This is a genomic window from Bradyrhizobium sp. C-145 (genome assembly GCF_023375135.1).
Classification (GTDB): Bacteria; Pseudomonadota; Alphaproteobacteria; order Rhizobiales; family Xanthobacteraceae; genus Bradyrhizobium; species Bradyrhizobium zhanjiangense.
Genome location: NZ_CP088150.1, coordinates 9088511 through 9104869, shown reverse-complemented (window position 1 = coordinate 9104869; position 16359 = coordinate 9088511). Strand labels below are relative to the sequence as shown.

The window sequence follows — 16359 nt, the reverse complement described above, 5'->3', positions numbered from 1 at the left end:
TCTTTAGGAGTCTGACTTCGGACGCTGTCCGAGGAAGAAGGAAGAGGACTTCAGCGGCGTGAACGACGGCCGCTTCAGGCCGGCGCCGATGAGCGGCGCGGTGTCGGTGGGAGCCTTGATCGACGCGGTGGTCGCGGCGCCTTGCGGCGCATCCGGCGTGCAGGTGCCGGCGACGAAGCTCGGCTCTGGCCCAAGCACCGTGCCGCGGCGGGCGTATTTGTCGTAAGTGAGCGGCAGGGTGTTGTTCAGGCCCTCATGGCCGTTGCCGCCCTTGGCGTCGATCGCCATCATCTCGCTCTGGCACATCTTGCCGGTCTCGACGCACATGTTGAGGATCAGGCGGTAGAGATCGGCATCGACGGTGCCATAGCGGCGGACCGGTTCGTTCTGGCTGGGCTTTTCGAGCTGCAGATATTCGGCGCGGCCGAGCGAGCCGCCGGCCGACTTGGCGCTGGCGATCCAGCCGTCGAAGCCCTTGTCGTCGAGGCCCTGGAAGTTGAAGTGCATGCCGGAGAAGCCGGCGCCGCTATAGTTCGCCGAAAAACCCTTGTAGATGCCGGTGTGGTTGACGACGGCGTGGAGCTTGGTCTCCATGCCCGGCATCGCGTAGATCTGGCCGGCGAGCGCTGGGATGTAGAACGAGTTCATCACCGAGGACGCGGTGATGCGGAAGGTGATCGGACGATCGACCGGAGCTGCCAGCTCGTTGACGGTGGCGATGCCGTAGTCCGGATAGATGAAGAGCCACTTCCAGTCGAGCGCGACGACGTCGACCTCGAGCGGAGCCTTGGACTGGTCCACGGCGCGCTCTGCATGGATGCGGCCGAGCGTGCGATAGGGGTCGAGCAGATGCGTGCCCATCCAGGTCAGTGCGCCCAGGCAGACGATGATCAAGAGCGGTGCCGACCAGATCACCAGCTCGAGCTTGGTCGAGTGGTCCCATTCCGGCTCGTAGCGGGCCGAGCTGTTGGACTGGCGGTAACGCCAGGCAAACAGCACCGTCAGCGCCATCACGGGGACGACGATCAGGAGCATCAGGACGGTGGAGATGATGACGAGGTCGCGCTGCTGGGCAGCGATATCGCCGGCGGGCGCCAGCACGATGTAGTTGCAGCCGCTGAGCGCAACCGCCAGGGGTAGCAGCGCCAGGATCTTGAGACGGGACACGGGCCGAGCCTTATGAGAATGAGTTTCCTTTGCGGGGGCAAGGGGTAGCTGCGGCGCAACAATCCGGACATTGGACAATTTGTCCAATGTTGCAGTGCGGAATGTTAGGTCAGAGAGGACCAGATTGTCTGGCGTCCCGCCGGGCGGTCGGCTTTGGTTTTCAGGACGTTAAGGGCGCACGAATGGCGACGGCACAGACCCCCGCAATGGCAGACCTCCACTCGGGCGAGCACGGCCACGACCAGGCCAGTCCCGGCGAGATCGCCATCGGCGTCATCATCGGCCGCACCTCGGAATTCTTCGACTTCTTCGTCTTCGCGATCGCCTCGGTGATCGTGTTCCCGCGCCTAGTGTTCCCGTTCGCGAGCGAGCTGACCGGCACCCTCTATTCCTTCATGATCTTCGCGCTGGCCTTCATGGCCCGGCCGATCGGCACCGTCATTTTCATGACGGTCGACCGCGCCTACGGCAAGACCGCCAAGCTGATCTCGGCGCTGTTCCTGCTCGGCACCGCCACCGTCGCTCTCGCGTTCCTGCCCGGCTATCACGAGATCGGGGTCGCGGCGATCTGGCTGCTGGCGCTGGCGCGTCTCGCCCAGGGTCTGGCCTGGGGCGGCGCCTGGGACGGTCTCGCTTCGCTGTTGGCGCTGAATGCACCGCCTTCGAAGCGCGGCTGGTACGCGATGGTGCCGCAGCTCGGGGCCCCGCTCGGGTTGATCGTGGCGAGCGCGCTGTTCGCCTATTTCGCCGGCAACCTCTCGGCCGATGATTTCTTCGATTGGGGCTGGCGCTATCCGTTCTTCGTCGCCTTCGCCATCAACGTCGTGGCGCTGTTCGCCCGCCTGCGCATGGTGACGACGGAAGAATATTCCTCGCTGTTCGAGACCCGCGAATTGCAGCCGGCGCGCATCTCCGACACCGTCGCGCGCGAAGGCCAGAACATCATGCTCGGCGCCTTCGCGCCGCTGGCGAGCTTCGCGCTGTTCCACATGGTCACGGTGTTTCCGCTGTCCTGGGTGTTCCTGTTCACCCGCGAAAGCCCAGTGCGCTTCCTGATCATCGAGATCGTCGCCGCCGTGTTCGGGGTCGTCGCGATCGTGCTCTCCGGCATCATCGCCGACCGTGTCGGCCGCAAGTCGCTGCTGATGGGATCGGCGATTGCGATCGCGATCTATAGCGGCTTTGCCCCGCAGCTGCTCGACGCCGGTGCGTTCGGCGAGACCATCTACATGGTGATCGGCTTCATCCTGCTCGGCCTGTCCTTCGGCCAGTCCTCGGGCGCGATCGCCTCGAACTTCAAGCAGACGTACCGTTACACGGCTTCGGCGCTGACTTCGGATATGGCCTGGTTGTTCGGCGCCGGCTTCGCTCCACTGGTGGCGCTGCTGCTCGCGACCAATCTCGGCGTCATTGCCTCGGGTGCGTACCTGCTGTCGGGCGCGTTCTGGACCCTGCTCGCGCTCTGGCTCAGCGGCCAGCGCGAGGCGGGCGATATGGATGCGGGGCGGTAGGGCTCGCGCCGTCCCCACATCACAGGTTTCGTAGGGTGGGCAAAGGCGCGTAAGCGCCGTGCCCACCAATCTTTCAACGATCGTGCTCGGGAATGGTGGGCACGCTACGCTTTGCCCACCCTACGGTAGCTCGGCGTGTGTCAATCCGCCACGATCTTCACGCGATCCCGCACCTTCACCTGCGCGTTGCGATCGAGTCCGTTCAGTACGCGGAAACGTTCCGCGGGATGATCGACGCCGGCCATGCGGTGGGACAGCGATTCCACGGTGTCGCCGGGCTGCACGGTGATGACCTTGATCCGTAGCGGGCGCGCGGCCTGGATCTCGTCGAGCGTCAGGCGGCGGAATGAGTTGACGGTCTCGCGCGCGTTGCGGTCGCTCTCGGTCGACTTCTGCCGTGTCGCGAAGATGAAGCGGTAGACGTCGCTGCCGAAGCGCAGTGCATAGACCTTGAACTGCCACTGATCGCCCTTGGCGGTGGCGGACGCCGCCGGAAAACCGTTGATGGTGAGGTCCTCGGTCGAGGCCTTCTCAACGCCTTCCATCCAGCCGGAGTTCAGGTAATCGCCGAGCGACTGCTCGGCCGGCACCCGCACCACGTCGAAGCGCATCGCCTGCGAGCCGCCGTCGCGCACGCCGATCACGGCCTGCGCGGTGTTGTCGAGCGTGAAATTGTCCGGCGCCTGGAATGTAAAGCCGAGCTTCGGATGCAGGAACCTGCGGCCGCGGACAAAGCCTTCGCTGGGGTCTTCGCCATAGACGAGGTTGTCGATCGCGGCGAGATAGGTTTCGCGGTCGCGTTCGGCGCCCTCGGGCGCAGCATATTGCCGCGCGATCGTCTGCGCGTTCTGCACGCGCTCCGGGGTTGCCGGATGCGACGAGGTGAAATCCTGCGCGCGTGGATCGAGCGAGCTCTTGCCGGCCTTCAGCTCGGCATTGCGCTCCATTGCCGAGAGGAAGCGCGCTGCACCGTAGGGGTCGAAATGCGCGCGGGCGGAAATGCCGACGCCGATGCCGTCGGCCTCGATCTCCTGCTTGCGCGAGAAGCTCGCCATGGTGAGCTTGGTCTTGGCGAGCGCGAGCGCGGTGAGATCGGGATCGTTGCTCATGTCGGTGACGACGCGGGTGACGATAGCGGCCTGGCGCGCCTGATCCTCGCGCATCGCGGCGTGCTTGGACAGCACATGCGCCATCTCGTGGCTAAGCACGGACGACAATTCCGAGGTGTCGCTGGCGAGCGCGAGCAGGCCGCGCGTGACGTAGAGCTGACCGTTCGGCAGCGCGAACGCATTCACCGCGCCGGAATTGAGGATGGTGACCTTGTAGCCCTGATCGGGACGGTCGGAGGCTGCGACCAGCCGGTCGACGGTCTTGCTGACGAGCGATTCCAGCCTGGGATCGTCATAGGTCCCGCCATAGCTCGCCAGGATGCGCTCGTGCTCCTTCTCGGTAGCGGGGGTCTGCGCGACAGCAGGCTTCGGCTTGGGCATCGCCACAACCGGCGGGGTCGCGGCGGTCTGGAACCGGCCCATGTCGCCGCAACCCGCCAACGCCGTGCCTAGGATAAGGCATAGCGCGGCTGGCGCAGCCCGCAGGCGGCGGCCATCACCTCGTTCGTGCCGTTCTAGCACCCCATTCACGTCGCTTAACCCGTGCCCGGCCCCATTTAGGGCCTTACCCCTGTCGGCTCGTTTGCGCCTAGCAACTCGACCTGTCCCACGAGGCGTATATCGATCCGCGGCCCCGTGTTTCCCTCGACCCAGCCCCGAACTCGAATACGTCTATTTTCCAGGGACTTAAGGGTAATTCCGGCGCTTTCGAACGCCGGTAACGTGCGCTTTGAGATAGTCGCCGCAAAGCCGCGTGTCCAGTTCCGTCCGAAGTTGAGGTAGGTCATTGCCCCAGCTTGCCGGACCGACAGGACTTTGCCCTCGACCACCATAAAGCGCCCGATCCCCGCCAAAATATCGTCCGGACTTTCCGCGTTTTTTATGGCCGACGGGTCAGCCCAGCTGCCCTTTTTTTGACGCCGCGCCTCGGCCTCCGACGCCATCAGGGCGGCCGCGCAGTCCCTGTCCGCGATCTCGGCGGAGACGATGGCATCGCCCTGGGCGAGCAGCGTCGCCTGCACGGAGGCGTCGCTTTCGCCGACGAAGACCAGCGCGTTCTGGCGGCCGTAGCGGTCGGGCGGGTCGTCAGAGCTCCGCAGTGTCACGTCGCGGCCGGCGAGCAGCGAGGTCAGCGCCAGCTTCGTCGTCACCGTCGGCTCGATGCCGGTGAGGCGGATCTCGCGGCCGTCGTCGAGGCGGATGCTGCGCGCATCGACGATCGCGGCGACACGGCCCTCGCCTTGGGATTCGAATTGGCATGGCGAGGCGGACGCGGCGTGACCCGCGAAGAGAAGACATGCGACGATGAGGTGAAGCCGTTGCGCCACGTGACCCGGAGAGGTTGTGTTACGCTCCAGTTCTAACCCAAATGTAGCGAACGACGAAGGGCTGTCGTAGGGTGGGCAAAGCGAAGCGTGCCCACGTCTTTGGCCAACCGCGCGGGCGGTGGGCACGGCGCGAAGAGCGCGCCTTTGCCCACCCTACGGCAGATCATGTGATGCTTCGCCATTGCCTCACACGCCGTCATTGCGAGGAGCGGAGCAATCCAGAGTCCCTCCGCTGAAAGATTCTGGATTGCTTCGCTGCGCTCGCAATGACGTGGAAACATTTCGCCGCACTCCACCATTCCGCTTTGCGGAAAACATGCGCGGCAATCATGCGCTTGTAACGGCACCTCGCGCTTGCTGCCCTCTCGCGCATGCGGCATGATTGCCGCCAATAGCGATAGCCAAGACCAATGGCCAAGAGCAATAACCAAGCCGCCATCAGAGCACGGCGCGATAAGGGAGGTCTTTTTCGATGAAGCATATTCTGTCGGGCATTTTTGCTGCCGCGTTTGCCCTGAGTGCGAGCGTCGTGCAGGCGGAGGACAAGCCACCGCTCAAGATCGGCGGCATCCTCGATATGTCGAGCCTCTACGCCGACATCACCGGCCCCGGCAGCGAGACCGCAGCCAAGATGGCTGTCGAGGACTTTGGCGGCGAGGTGCTGGGCCGCAAGATCCAGGTGCTGGCGGCCGACCATCTCAACAAGGCCGATCTCTCCGCCAACATCGCCCGCGACATGCTCGACAATCAGGGCGTCGAGATGATCTATGACGTCGCGGCTTCCGCGACCGCGCTCGCCGCCGGCGAGATCGCGAAAGCGCGCAACAAGATCATCGTCTTCAACGGTCCCGGCTCGATCCGCCTCAGCAACGAAGCCTGCGGTCCCTATACCGTGCATTATGTGTTCGACACGTTCGCCCAGGCCAACGTGACCGGCCTTGCCGCCGTGAAGTCGGGCCTCGATACCTGGTTCTTCCTCACCGCTGATTACGCCTTTGGCCAGGACCTGGAGAAGGACACCAGCAACGTCATCACCAAAACCGGTGGCAAGGTGCTCGGCAGTGTGCGTCATCCGCTCAACACCTCGGATTTCTCGTCGTTCCTGCTCCAGGCGCAGGCCTCGAAGGCCAAGGTGATTGGTCTTGCCAATGCCGGCGGCGACACTGTCAACGCCATCAAGCAGTCGGCGGAGTTCGGCATCATGAAGGGCGGCCAGAAGCTGTCGCCGCTGCTCGCCTTCGTCACCGACATCGACTCGATCGGCTTGGAGACCGCGCAGGGCCTGCTGCTGGCCGAAGCGTTCTACTGGGACATGAACGACGAGACGCGCGCCTTCTCGAAGCGCTTCCAGGAGCGCGTGAAGCGGCCGCCGACCTCGGCACAGGCCGGCGTCTATTCCTCCGTGACGCATTATCTGAAGGCGGTGAAGGCGGCCGGCACGACCGACGCTGCTGCGGTGATGAAGGCGATGAAGGAGACGCCGATCAACGACTTCTTCGCTCATAACGGCAAGATCCGCGAGGACGGCCGCATGATTCACGACATGTACCTGTTCGAGGTGAAGAAGCCGTCGGAGTCCAAGGGCCGCTGGGATGACTACAAGCTGCTCGCCACCGTGCCCGGCAATGAGGCGTTCCAGTCGCTGGAGCAGTCGCGCTGCCCGCTGGTGAAGAAGTGACGGCGTGACGTAGTCACGACGTCATTGCGAGGAGCTCTTGCGGCGAAGCAATCCAGACTGTCTCCGCGGAAACATTCCTGGATTGCTTCGCTTCGCTCGCAATGACGGTGTGGTGATAGCTCGGCTAGACAACAACAAGGAAGGCGTCCCATGAATGACATGGTCCTGCAAAAGCTCGAAGGCGGGCTGCTCACCATCACCATGAACCGGCCGGAGCGCAAGAACGCGCTCAACCCGGACATGGTGCGCGGGCTGGTCGAGGCGGCGCGGCGCGCGGCCGACGATGCGGAAGTGCGCGCGGTGCTGTTCAAGGGCGCGGGCGGCAGCTTCTGTGTCGGCGGCGACGTCAAATCGATGGCGGAGGGTCGGGCGCCGCTGCCGTTCGAGCAGAAACTCGCAAACCTGCGCCGCGGCATGGAGGTCTCGCGCATCCTGCACCAGATGCCAAAGCCCGTCGTGGCGCAGCTCGACGGCGCGGCGGCCGGCGCCGGCCTGTCGATGGCGTTGTCCTGCGACCTGCGCATCGCCAGCGAGTCCTGCAAGATCACCACGGCCTTCGCCAAGGTCGGCTTCTCCGGCGACTACGGCGGGACCTATTTTCTGACGCAGCTGCTCGGCAGCGCGCGGGCGCGCGAGCTCTATCTGATGTCGCCGGTCCTCACCGCGAAGGAGGCGCATGCGATCGGCATGGTGACCAAGGTCGTGCCCGACGCCGAGATCGACGCCGCCGCGCACGAGCTTGCGCTGTCGCTGGCGCAGGGGCCATCGATCGCGCTCGGCTTCATCAAGCGCAACATCAACAATGCCGAGCATCTGGCACTGGAGGATTGCTTCGATGGCGAGGCGATCCATCACACCCGCTGCGGCGACACCGAGGACCACAAGGAGGCCGCCAAGGCCTTCGTCGAGAAGCGCAAGCCGACCTTCAAGGGCGCATGACGATGGCGCCCTATATCCGGCTGCGTCAGATCTGCCTGGTTGCGCCGCAGCTTGAGCCTGTCATCACGGATATGGCCAGGATCATGGGTCTCACCGTGTGCTATCGCGACGGCAATGTCGCGAAATACGGTCTGGAGAACGCGCTGCTGCCGGTCGACACGATCCTGCTGGAAGTCGTTGCGCCCTTCAAGGACGGCACCACGGCCGGCCGCTTCATCGAGAAGACCGGCGGCCGCGGTGGCTACATGGCGATCTTCTGCTGCGACGATCCGGACGAGTGCGGTCGCAACGCCAACGCGCTTGGCGTGCGCACGGCCAATGTCATCGACCATGCACCCTATCACGGCGTGCAGCTCCACCCCCGCGACTGTCGTGCCGCCTTCATCGAGTTCAACCACACCGAAGGCAGCGACGACATTCTGGGCGCCTATCCACCCGCGGGACCCGATTGGCAAAAATTCATCCGCAAGGATGTGACGCAGGCGCTGACGGCCGTCGAGATGCAGAGCCCCGACCCGCAAGGGCTGGCGGAGCACTGGGGCAAGATCATCGGGGTTGCAGCTCGCGACGCCGAACTGAAGCTGCCCAACGCAACCTTCCGCTTCGTCAAGGGCACCAGCGAAATCATGAGCGCACTGGAATTTCGGGTGACTGATGCAGCACGTGTGCTGCATGCCGCGCGGGAGAAGGGGCATGCGGTTGCCGGCAACGAGTTCTTGTTAGGTGGGGTAACGTTCCGCGTCAGTTGATTATCTGCAAATGATCCGTCACCCTGAGGTGCTCGCCTCTTCGGCGAGCGTCGAAGGGCGACGGCCACTGGCGGGGCCGCACATCCTTCGAGGCTCCCCGCACGGCGCTGCGCACCGCGCGGCTCGCACCTCAGGATGACGGGTAGGGTGGGGCAAGAATAAGAAGGGGGATCACGCCATGCCGCATCCGCTCGACAGCTTCTTCGCGCCCGCCAGCATCGCACTGATCGGGGCCTCGCGCGATCACGAGAAGATTCCGGGGCGGCTGCTGTCGATGCTGCGCAAGAACGATTATCCCGGCAAGATCTATCCGGTGAACCCGAACTATGCCGACATCGACGGGCTCGCCTGTTACACATCGATCGCCGAGATCGGCGCGCCGATCGATCTCGCCGTCATCGTCATCCCGGCGCGCGCGGTGCTGCCTGCGCTCGAGCAATGCGCCGTCGCCGGCGTCAAGAACGCCGTCATCATCTCCTCCGGCTTCGCGGAGGAGGGCGGCGACAGCGCAGCGATGCAAGATGCGATCGCGGCGCTGGCCAGGCGCACCGGCATGCGGATCTCCGGGCCCAACGCCGAGGGCTTTTTCAGCCAGATGCAGCGCGTGGCGGCCACCTTCAGTCCCGCGGTGGACGTCAAGCCGGGTGTGGTGCCGCTGGTCGCGACGCAAAAGCGGATCGGCATCGTCGCGCAGAGCGGCGGCATCGGCTTTGCCTACTACCATCGCGCGCGGGCGATCGGCATCGCCGTGAGCTACGTCGTCAGCGCCGGCAACGAATCCGATCTCGGCGCCGGCGAGTTCCTGGATTATCTGGTGCAGGACACCTCGACCGACGTGATCCTGCTATTCATCGAAGGCATCCGCGACGTCGACAAGTTTCTGGCCGCCGCGCGGCGCGCCGCCGAGGCGAGGAAGCCCGTCGTCGTGACAAAAGTCGGCCGCTCTGGCGCCGGCCAGCGCGCGGCGGCCTCGCACACGGCGAGCATGGCCGGCTGGTCGGCGGCCTATGACGCGGTGTTCGCGAAATACGGTTTTATCGTCTCCAACGATCTCGACGAAGCGTTGACGATCGCGGCGCTGCTCGCCAGCAATCCGCTGCCCAAGGGCGATCGCGTCGCCGTCGTCACCGTCTCCGGCGGCGCCGGCATCTGGGGCGCGGATGCCGTGGCACTGCAGGGCTTGCAGGTGCCGGAGCTGTCCGAAACGATCCAGGCGGGGATCCGAACGCTGATGCCGTCCTACGGCACCGCGCGCAACCCGATCGACGTCACCGCGCAAGGCGTGACCTCCGGCGGATTGCAAAAGAGCGTCGACCTGCTCACCGCCTCCGACGAGGTCGATGCGGTGCTGATCGTGCTGTCACTGTCGAGTGAGGTGCGCAAGCCGTTCGACGAGGCCGAGCTGACGCCGGTGCTGGCGGCGCAGAAGAAGCCGGTCGTGTTCTATTCCTACACGGTCCCCTCTGACTTCGCGCGGCGGGAGCTCGCGAAATCCGCTGTCGTGGTCCTCTCGGGTTTGACTCATGTCGGCGTCGCGATGCGGCGGCTCGTCGACTACGCGAAATTCAATCTGCCGAAACCGGCGGACCAGACGCGGTTGCCGGTGCGCGATCTCTCTGCGCATTTGAAGTCGCCAGCATTGTCCGAGGCCGACAGCAAGTCATTGCTCCGCGCCGCCGGCATCGCGCTGCCGGACGAAGTGCTGGTGACGGACAAGTCCGGGCTGGATGAAGCGGTCGCGCGCGTGGGCTTTCCGCTGGTGATGAAGATCCAGTCGCCCGACATCGCGCACAAGAGCGAAGTCGGCGGCGTGCGCGTCAACATCACCACCAAGGGCGAGGTCTTTCTGGCGTTCGAAGCGCTGCTGGACAATGCGCGCGAGCAGCGGCCGGACGCGGCGATCCAGGGTGTGCTGGTCGGTCCGATGGCGAAGAAGGGCGTCGAGATCATCGTGGGAACGATGACGGACCAGACATTTGGGCCGATGGTGATGGTCGGGCTCGGCGGCGTCACCACAGAACTGTTCCGCGATGTTGTCTATCGTCCGGCGCCTGTCGGTGCGGAAGAGGCCGGCGCGATGCTGGCGGGATTGAAGGCGGCGCCGCTGCTGAACGGTTTTCGCGGAGCGGCGCAAGCGGATGTCGCGGCGCTGGCGCGATTGATCGCGGATGTCTCAGTGCTCGCCGCACGGCATGCGCAGGAGATCGCGGAGATCGAGCTCAACCCGGTGCTGGTACACCCGGACGGGCAGGGTGTGACGATCGTCGACGCGCTCGTGGTGGGAAAGAAGTAGGCGGCCACACACCTTGCTGTCGTCCTGGACAAGCGAGCGCTGATCCAGGACCCATTACCCCATGGGTAGTTTGGCGAAGACTCGTTGTTACCAGCTTCGCGCCGCAACTTCTCCCCTGGGGTAATGGGTCCTGGCTTTCGCCAGGACGACAGCGAAGGGTGTGGCAGCGCCGCGGCGCGGCAGCAATCACCTTCCCTTAAAATTGGCCACGCGCCGCTCCTCCGTGGCCTTCACACCCTCCTTGAAGTCTTCCGTCGCACGCAGCCGGGTCTGCTCGGCGAGCTCGTGGTTGGTCGCGGCCATCACGCGGTCGGCGAGGCCGGCGCGCATCGTGGCGCGGGTGGAGAGCAGGCCGAGCGGGGAGCATTCGGCGATCTCGCCGGCGAGCTTCATCGCGGCTGATTTCACCTGGTCCTGCGGCACCAGCTCGTTGGCGAGGCCCCACTTCACCGCTTCTTCGCCGGTGACGCGGCGGCTGGTGTAGAACATCAGCTCGGCGTTGTTCTTGCCGATCAGCTCCGGCAGCGTCACGGTCAGGCCGAAGCCGGGATGGAAGCCGAGCTTGGTGAAATTCGCGGAGAAGCGGGCTTCGGGGCAGGTGACGCGGAAGTCCGCGGATACCGCGAGACCGAGGCCGCCGCCGATGGCGGCGCCCTGCACGGCGGCGACGATCGGCTTCTTGGCGCGGAAGATGCGCACGGCCTGGATGTAGAGATGGTTGATCGGCCCGAGACTGTCGGCCGGATCGCCCTTGGCGGTCTTCTCAGCCTCGCGCGCTTCCTGCGCCTGCCGCGCCGGATCCTGGAAATTGGCGCCAGCGCAAAATGCCTTGCCCTGCGCCGACAGAACCGAGGCGCGGATCTCAATGTCGCGGTCGAACTCGTCGAGCGCATCCGCGATCTGGTTGATCAGCGAGATGTCGAAGAAATTGAGGGGCGGCCTGCGGATCTCGATGGTGCCGACGTGTCCGATCTTCTCGACGCCGATATCTTTGTAGGTGGTCATTTTGTGCCTCCAGTATCTCAGTAGCGAAGAACCACCTCTCCCATAGGGAGAGGTCGATTTGCGCCAGCAAATCGGGTGAGCGGCTCAGCTCTATCGTGGGATCCTAACCCCTCACCCGGCGCTACGCGCCGACCTCTCCCGATGGGAGAGGTGAAGGGCGCGCGCTGCCAGAGCATCGCTCCCATCCACACTATCGAAGTCCCAGTCCGCGGGCGATGATGCCGCGCAGCACCTCGGTGGTGCCGCCCTGGATGGTGAGTTTGGGTGCGGTCTTGATGGCGAAGTCGAGCTGGCGCTCCAGCGTCTCGCGGTTGGTCGCGGTCTCCTCGACGAAGGCGGCGAGATCGCGCACGCGGTGCGGCAGCTGCTGCTCCCAGACCGTGCCGATGTCCTTGACGATCGACGCCTCCACCACCGGCTCCTTGCCGGCCTGCAGCATGCCGGCAACCGAGACCGACATGCGCCGCATGGTGTGGAGCTGCGCGACGAGGCGCCCGATGCCCTCGGCACTGCGCGTGTCCGGGTTGGGACCGATCGCGCGCACCAGCTCGGTCAGCACGTAATAGGTTTCGAGGAAGCGTTCGGGGCCCGAACGCTCATAGGCAAGCTCTGATGTCGCCTGCTTCCAGGCGCCATCGACCTCGCCGAGCACATGATCGTCGGGAATGAAGTGATCGGTGAAGACGACCTCGTTGAACTCGTACTGGCCGGTAATCTGCCCGATCGGGTTCACCTGGATGCCGGGCTGCTTCATCTTGACCAGGAACTGGGTCAGGCCGTGGCGGCGGTTTTCCTTGGTCGGCGGCGAGGTCCGGAAGATTGCGATCATGTAGTCGGCGATATGCGCCGACGAGGTCCAGATCTTGGTGCCGTTGATGAGATAGCCGCCGTCGGTCTTGGTCGCGCGCGTCTTCGCGGCGAACAGGTCGGAGCCGGAGTTCGGTTCGCTCATGCCGATCGCGAAGCAGATCTCGCCGCGGCAGATGCGCGGCAGGATCTCTATCTTGATGTGCTCGGGCGCGTATTTCAGCAGCACCGGCCCGCTCTGGCGGTCGGCGACGAAGAAGCGCCGCGTCGGCGCATTGGCGACGCGCATCTCCTCGGTCACCACGTAGCGTTCGAGGAAAGAGCGCTCCTGGCCGCCATACTTTTTGGGCCAGGTCATGCCGAGCCAGCCCTTGGCGCCGACCCGGCGGGAGAATTCCGGCGCGTCGGTGTCTTCGCGGTTGGGCTTGTGCGGATCGAAAGTGCCAGCGGCGATTTCCTCGGCGAGGAAGGCGCGGACTTCCTTGCGCAATTGCTCGCATTTTTCCGGCAGGCGGATCGGATCGAAACGGAGGGCAGCGGTCATTGTGGTCGTCCCCTGATCAGCGCGAAGCCACGAGCGGCCACAATTCATCGGCGCCGCGGCTTGCAACGAGCTTGCCGAGCTCGACGGCCCAGTGGCTTTCCGAGCCGAAATCGTCGCGCCAGGCCAGTGCCCGCAGCGAATAGCGGTGCAGGATGTGCTCCATGGTGAAGCCGATCGCGCCGTGAACCTGGTGGGCGATGCCGCCGCCTTTCTCTGCTGCTTCCGCGCAGCGGATTTTTGCGGAGGCGGCTTCGAGATAGACCTCGTTGTCGAACGCCTTGGCGTTCGCAATCGCATCGGCCGCAGACGTCGCGGCCGCAAGCGCTGCGGCGGATTCACCGGCGAGGCGTGCGAGATTGTGCTGCACCGCCTGGAATTTCGAGATCTTCTTCTCGAAGGCGACGCGCTCGTTGGAATAGCGCACGGAGATATCGAGCATGGATTCCAGCGCGCCGGCGATCTGGAGGCTGCGCGCGACGCCGCCCATCAGCATCAAGGTGGTCTGATCGAAACCTTCCGGCGCGGGCTTGAGGGTGACGGGCTGAACCTTGTCGAGCGTCACGGTGTCGCTGTGGTCGTAGCCGACGTTGAGCCCGGCTTCGATCCGCGCCTTGGTCGCATCGACCAGCGCGATGGAAATGCCGTCCTTGCCGTGCGCCAGCACCGCAAAATGCTTCGCCGCCTTGGCAAAGGGCGCGCCGCGGGCGCGGCCGGAGAGCGCGCCGTCGGCATCGAGCGTGATGCGATCCTTTGGCGAAGCCGGCAGCACCGTCATCTCGCCCGCGGGCGATGCGATCTTGGCCTGCGCCAGCAGCCAGCCCGCGAGCATGGTCTCGGCCAGGGGGACGGCGACTGCGAAACGGCCGGCAGCGTTCAGAAGGGCAAAACCGTCGGCAAGGCTGGCGCCGGAGCCGCCGAGATCGTCAGGCACCCACGATAGCGGCAGGCCGGCCTCGCTCAGCGCCCGCCACAGCGGTGCCTGCCACGAATTCTTCTTGTCGTTGTTGATGGTTTGCGGATCGGCGAGATCAGCGAAGATTTTTTCCGCGGTCTCGACGACGATATTGTCACTCTCCGCCACAGCGTTCCCCGTGTTTTGCCATTGGCGCGTCTGCCCCGGTGGGGCGGCGCGCAGGTTCTTCTTGCGCCCGATGATCGGAAAAAGCCATGGCCCTGACAAGCGTTGATCGCAGGTCAACCTGCGGCGCAGGCATGGGCGCAAGGACCAATAGGAGGCTAATTCCGCTTAGCGGAGTTTGCTCGATTTGCAGGGCGCGGCAAACTCGCTAAACAAGGCGCCGACGTCAGAGACAGGGGAAGGAAACCAGGATGGCCAAGGATAGTTTGTGCGCAATCGTGACGGGATCGGCATCCGGCCTTGGTGCCGCGACCGCGGAAATTCTCGCACGCAGCGGGGCCCGGCTTGTCATCAACTATTCCTCGAGCCAGAAGGAAGCCGAGGCCACGGCTGACCTCTGCCGCAAGGCCGGCGCCGCGGAAGTTCTGGTCGCGCAGGGCGACGTCTCGAAGGATGACGATTGCCGCAAGATCGTCGCGGCCGCGGCCGGTTGGGGCCGGCTCGACGTGCTCGTCAACAATGCCGGCACCACCAAGCACGTTGCCCATGCCGATCTCGATGGCTTGTCGGCGGAAGATTTCCAGCGCCTCTACGGTGTCAACACCATCGGCCCCTTCCAGATGGTGCGCGCGGCGCGCAGTCTGCTCGAGGCCGGCGCCAAGGCCTCGGGGCGGCCCTCGGCGGTGGTCAATGTGTCGTCGGTCGCCGGCATCAGCGGCGTCGGCTCGTCGATCGCCTATGCCGCCAGCAAGGGCGCGCTCAACACCATGACGCTGTCGCTGTCGCGCGCGCTGGCGCCGCTGATCCGCGTCAACACGGTGTGCCCCGGCTATATCGACACGCCCTGGTTCACCAAGGGCCGCGGCGAGGCCGGGGCAAAGCAGGTGCGCGACAGCGTGGTCGCGAAGGTGCCGCTCAAGGTCGCCTCGAGCGCGGAAGACATCGCGCAGCTCGTTTGCTTCCTGGCGATGCCGGCCTCCAGCAACATGACCGGCGAGGTCGTGCGCATGGATGCGGGGATGCATTTGATTACGTGACGGTGGTGGACCCGTCGCGCTTTCTGTCTCGTCAAACACAGTCGTCGTCCCGGCGAAGGCCGGGACCCATAACCACAGGCCGTAGTTGTGGGGCGAGCAGGCAATTGCCAGTCTTCGCCAAACTGGATTCGGTGACTATGGGTCCCGGCCTTCGCCGGGACGACACCGAGTTTGTTGGTAGACAACGCCACAAAAGCGATGGCGGCCCTACCCCTTGATCACGCCGCTGGCGACCAGGCGGTGCCAGATGAACAACACCACCACTGCGCCGACCGTGGCCATGATGAAGCCGGCGCCCTGGTCGGGGCTGTAATGGCCGATGGCCTGACCGACGAAGGTCGCCAGAAACGCGCCGGCGATGCCGAGGATGGTGGTGAGGATGAAGCCGCTCGGATTGTTCGGCCCCGGCGCGAGCCAGCGCGCGATGAGGCCGGCGACGAAGCCGACGAGGATGATCCACAACAGGCCGCCCATGCTCATGACAGTGCTCCCCTCCCTTTGACGACAATCAGATGCGACCCGAGAGCTCGTTCTCGGTCGGCAGCCTTCCGTCCGGCGTCAAATGATCGATCACCTGCGGCAGATACTGGCTGAGGCCGGACAGCAGCTCCTCGCGTGACAGGCCGCTCTGGGCGGACAGGCTGTCGATCTGGTCGGCGCCGAGCGCGCTGGCGAGATCGCCCGGCGCGATCGGCTTGTTTTCGCCCTTGCCGACCCAGGAATTCGCGGTGTCGCCGTGACCGCTCTGCTGGAGCTGGTTGAGGAGATCGCCGAGCCCGCCGCTGAGCACGGTGCCGGCCGCGCCGCCCGCGAGCAGGCCGCCGAGGCCGCCTTTGAGCAAATCGCTGAGGCCACCGCCTGCGCCGGCGTTGACCGGCGGCGGCGCAGGCGTCGGCGACGGTTGCGGCGCCGTGCCGGATTGGTTTGCGGTCAAATGCTTGAACGCCTTCCAGGCGAGCAGACTGAGCAGCGCCATGGTCATCGGCGACATGCCGCCGGAGGATTTCTCGGAGCTAGGCGCGCTGGGCCCGCGCGGGCCGTTCTGCATGCCGTTGAGGACGTCGAGTAGACCCATGGTGCTCTCCTTTGGCGTCTCGTTCGGCGAGCGCTCGCC

General features: G+C 65.1%; 14 protein-coding genes. 6 read left to right on the top strand and 8 right to left on the bottom strand.

All coding sequences use genetic code 11. The features are described from left to right. Window positions 1–3: 3 nt before the first annotated feature. The gene (gene cyoA / locus LRP30_RS42890) at window positions 4–1167 is read right to left on the bottom strand and encodes a ubiquinol oxidase subunit II (protein ID WP_249758742.1); all 1164 of its coding nucleotides are present in this window, start codon (window positions 1165–1167) and stop codon (window positions 4–6) included. Window positions 1168–1349: 182 nt separating this feature from the next. On the opposite strand from cyoA, the gene LRP30_RS42885 reads away from it, so the two are divergent. Then, window positions 1350–2678 (top strand): MFS transporter, encoded by a 1329-nt coding sequence (locus tag LRP30_RS42885; RefSeq protein ID WP_128937025.1) that lies wholly within the window; start codon window positions 1350–1352, stop codon window positions 2676–2678. Between the two features lie 140 nt (window positions 2679–2818). Here LRP30_RS42885 and LRP30_RS42880 read toward each other — a convergent pair whose 3' ends face one another. Both LRP30_RS42880 and LRP30_RS42875 read right to left on the bottom strand, forming a co-directional pair. Then, complete coding sequence (locus tag LRP30_RS42880) at window positions 2819–4210, bottom strand: M48 family metalloprotease (protein WP_245508796.1); 1392 nt, start codon at window positions 4208–4210, stop codon at window positions 2819–2821. 134 nt (window positions 4211–4344) lie between these two features. After that, complete coding sequence (locus LRP30_RS42875; protein WP_249758741.1) at window positions 4345–5115, bottom strand: thermonuclease family protein; 771 nt, start codon at window positions 5113–5115, stop codon at window positions 4345–4347. A gap of 472 nt (window positions 5116–5587) precedes the next feature. Here LRP30_RS42875 and LRP30_RS42870 point away from each other — a divergent pair, with 472 nt between their 5' ends. From LRP30_RS42870 to LRP30_RS42855, 4 genes are all read left to right on the top strand, one after another. Beyond that, on the top strand, window positions 5588–6793 hold the full coding sequence (locus tag LRP30_RS42870; protein ID WP_249758740.1) for an ABC transporter substrate-binding protein: 1206 nt from the start codon (window positions 5588–5590) through the stop codon (window positions 6791–6793). A 150-nt stretch (window positions 6794–6943) separates the two neighbouring features. After that, window positions 6944–7732, top strand: a complete 789-nt coding sequence (locus tag LRP30_RS42865) for an enoyl-CoA hydratase (protein ID WP_128940316.1) — start codon at window positions 6944–6946, stop codon at window positions 7730–7732. A 2-nt stretch (window positions 7733–7734) separates the two neighbouring features. Next, window positions 7735–8481, top strand: a complete 747-nt coding sequence (locus LRP30_RS42860; protein ID WP_249758739.1) for a hypothetical protein — start codon at window positions 7735–7737, stop codon at window positions 8479–8481. Between the two features lie 178 nt (window positions 8482–8659). Further along, the gene (locus LRP30_RS42855; RefSeq protein WP_249758738.1) at window positions 8660–10774 is read left to right on the top strand and encodes an acetate--CoA ligase family protein; all 2115 of its coding nucleotides are present in this window, start codon (window positions 8660–8662) and stop codon (window positions 10772–10774) included. Window positions 10775–10960: 186 nt separating this feature from the next. Here the strand turns inward: LRP30_RS42855 and LRP30_RS42850 are convergent, their stop codons facing one another. From LRP30_RS42850 to LRP30_RS42840, 3 genes are all read right to left on the bottom strand, one after another. After that, the gene (locus LRP30_RS42850; protein WP_128940313.1) at window positions 10961–11779 is read right to left on the bottom strand and encodes an enoyl-CoA hydratase/isomerase family protein; all 819 of its coding nucleotides are present in this window, start codon (window positions 11777–11779) and stop codon (window positions 10961–10963) included. A gap of 190 nt (window positions 11780–11969) precedes the next feature. Further along, a complete protein-coding gene (locus LRP30_RS42845; RefSeq protein ID WP_249758737.1) occupies window positions 11970–13130 on the bottom strand; it encodes an acyl-CoA dehydrogenase family protein in 1161 nt (386 codons plus the stop codon). Window positions 13131–13146: 16 nt separating this feature from the next. Next, window positions 13147–14211, bottom strand: coding sequence for an acyl-CoA dehydrogenase family protein (locus tag LRP30_RS42840; RefSeq protein WP_249758736.1), 1065 nt, complete (start codon window positions 14209–14211; stop codon window positions 13147–13149). 248 nt (window positions 14212–14459) lie between these two features. Here LRP30_RS42840 and LRP30_RS42835 point away from each other — a divergent pair, with 248 nt between their 5' ends. Continuing rightward, window positions 14460–15245, top strand: coding sequence for an SDR family oxidoreductase (locus LRP30_RS42835; protein WP_128937017.1), 786 nt, complete (start codon window positions 14460–14462; stop codon window positions 15243–15245). A gap of 207 nt (window positions 15246–15452) precedes the next feature. Here the strand turns inward: LRP30_RS42835 and LRP30_RS42830 are convergent, their stop codons facing one another. Continuing rightward, complete coding sequence (locus LRP30_RS42830) at window positions 15453–15725, bottom strand: GlsB/YeaQ/YmgE family stress response membrane protein (protein ID WP_206732771.1); 273 nt, start codon at window positions 15723–15725, stop codon at window positions 15453–15455. Between the two features lie 28 nt (window positions 15726–15753). After that, entirely contained in the window at window positions 15754–16320 is a 567-nt protein-coding gene (locus LRP30_RS42825; protein ID WP_249758735.1) for a YidB family protein, read from the bottom strand. Between the last annotated feature and the right edge of the window lie 39 nt (window positions 16321–16359).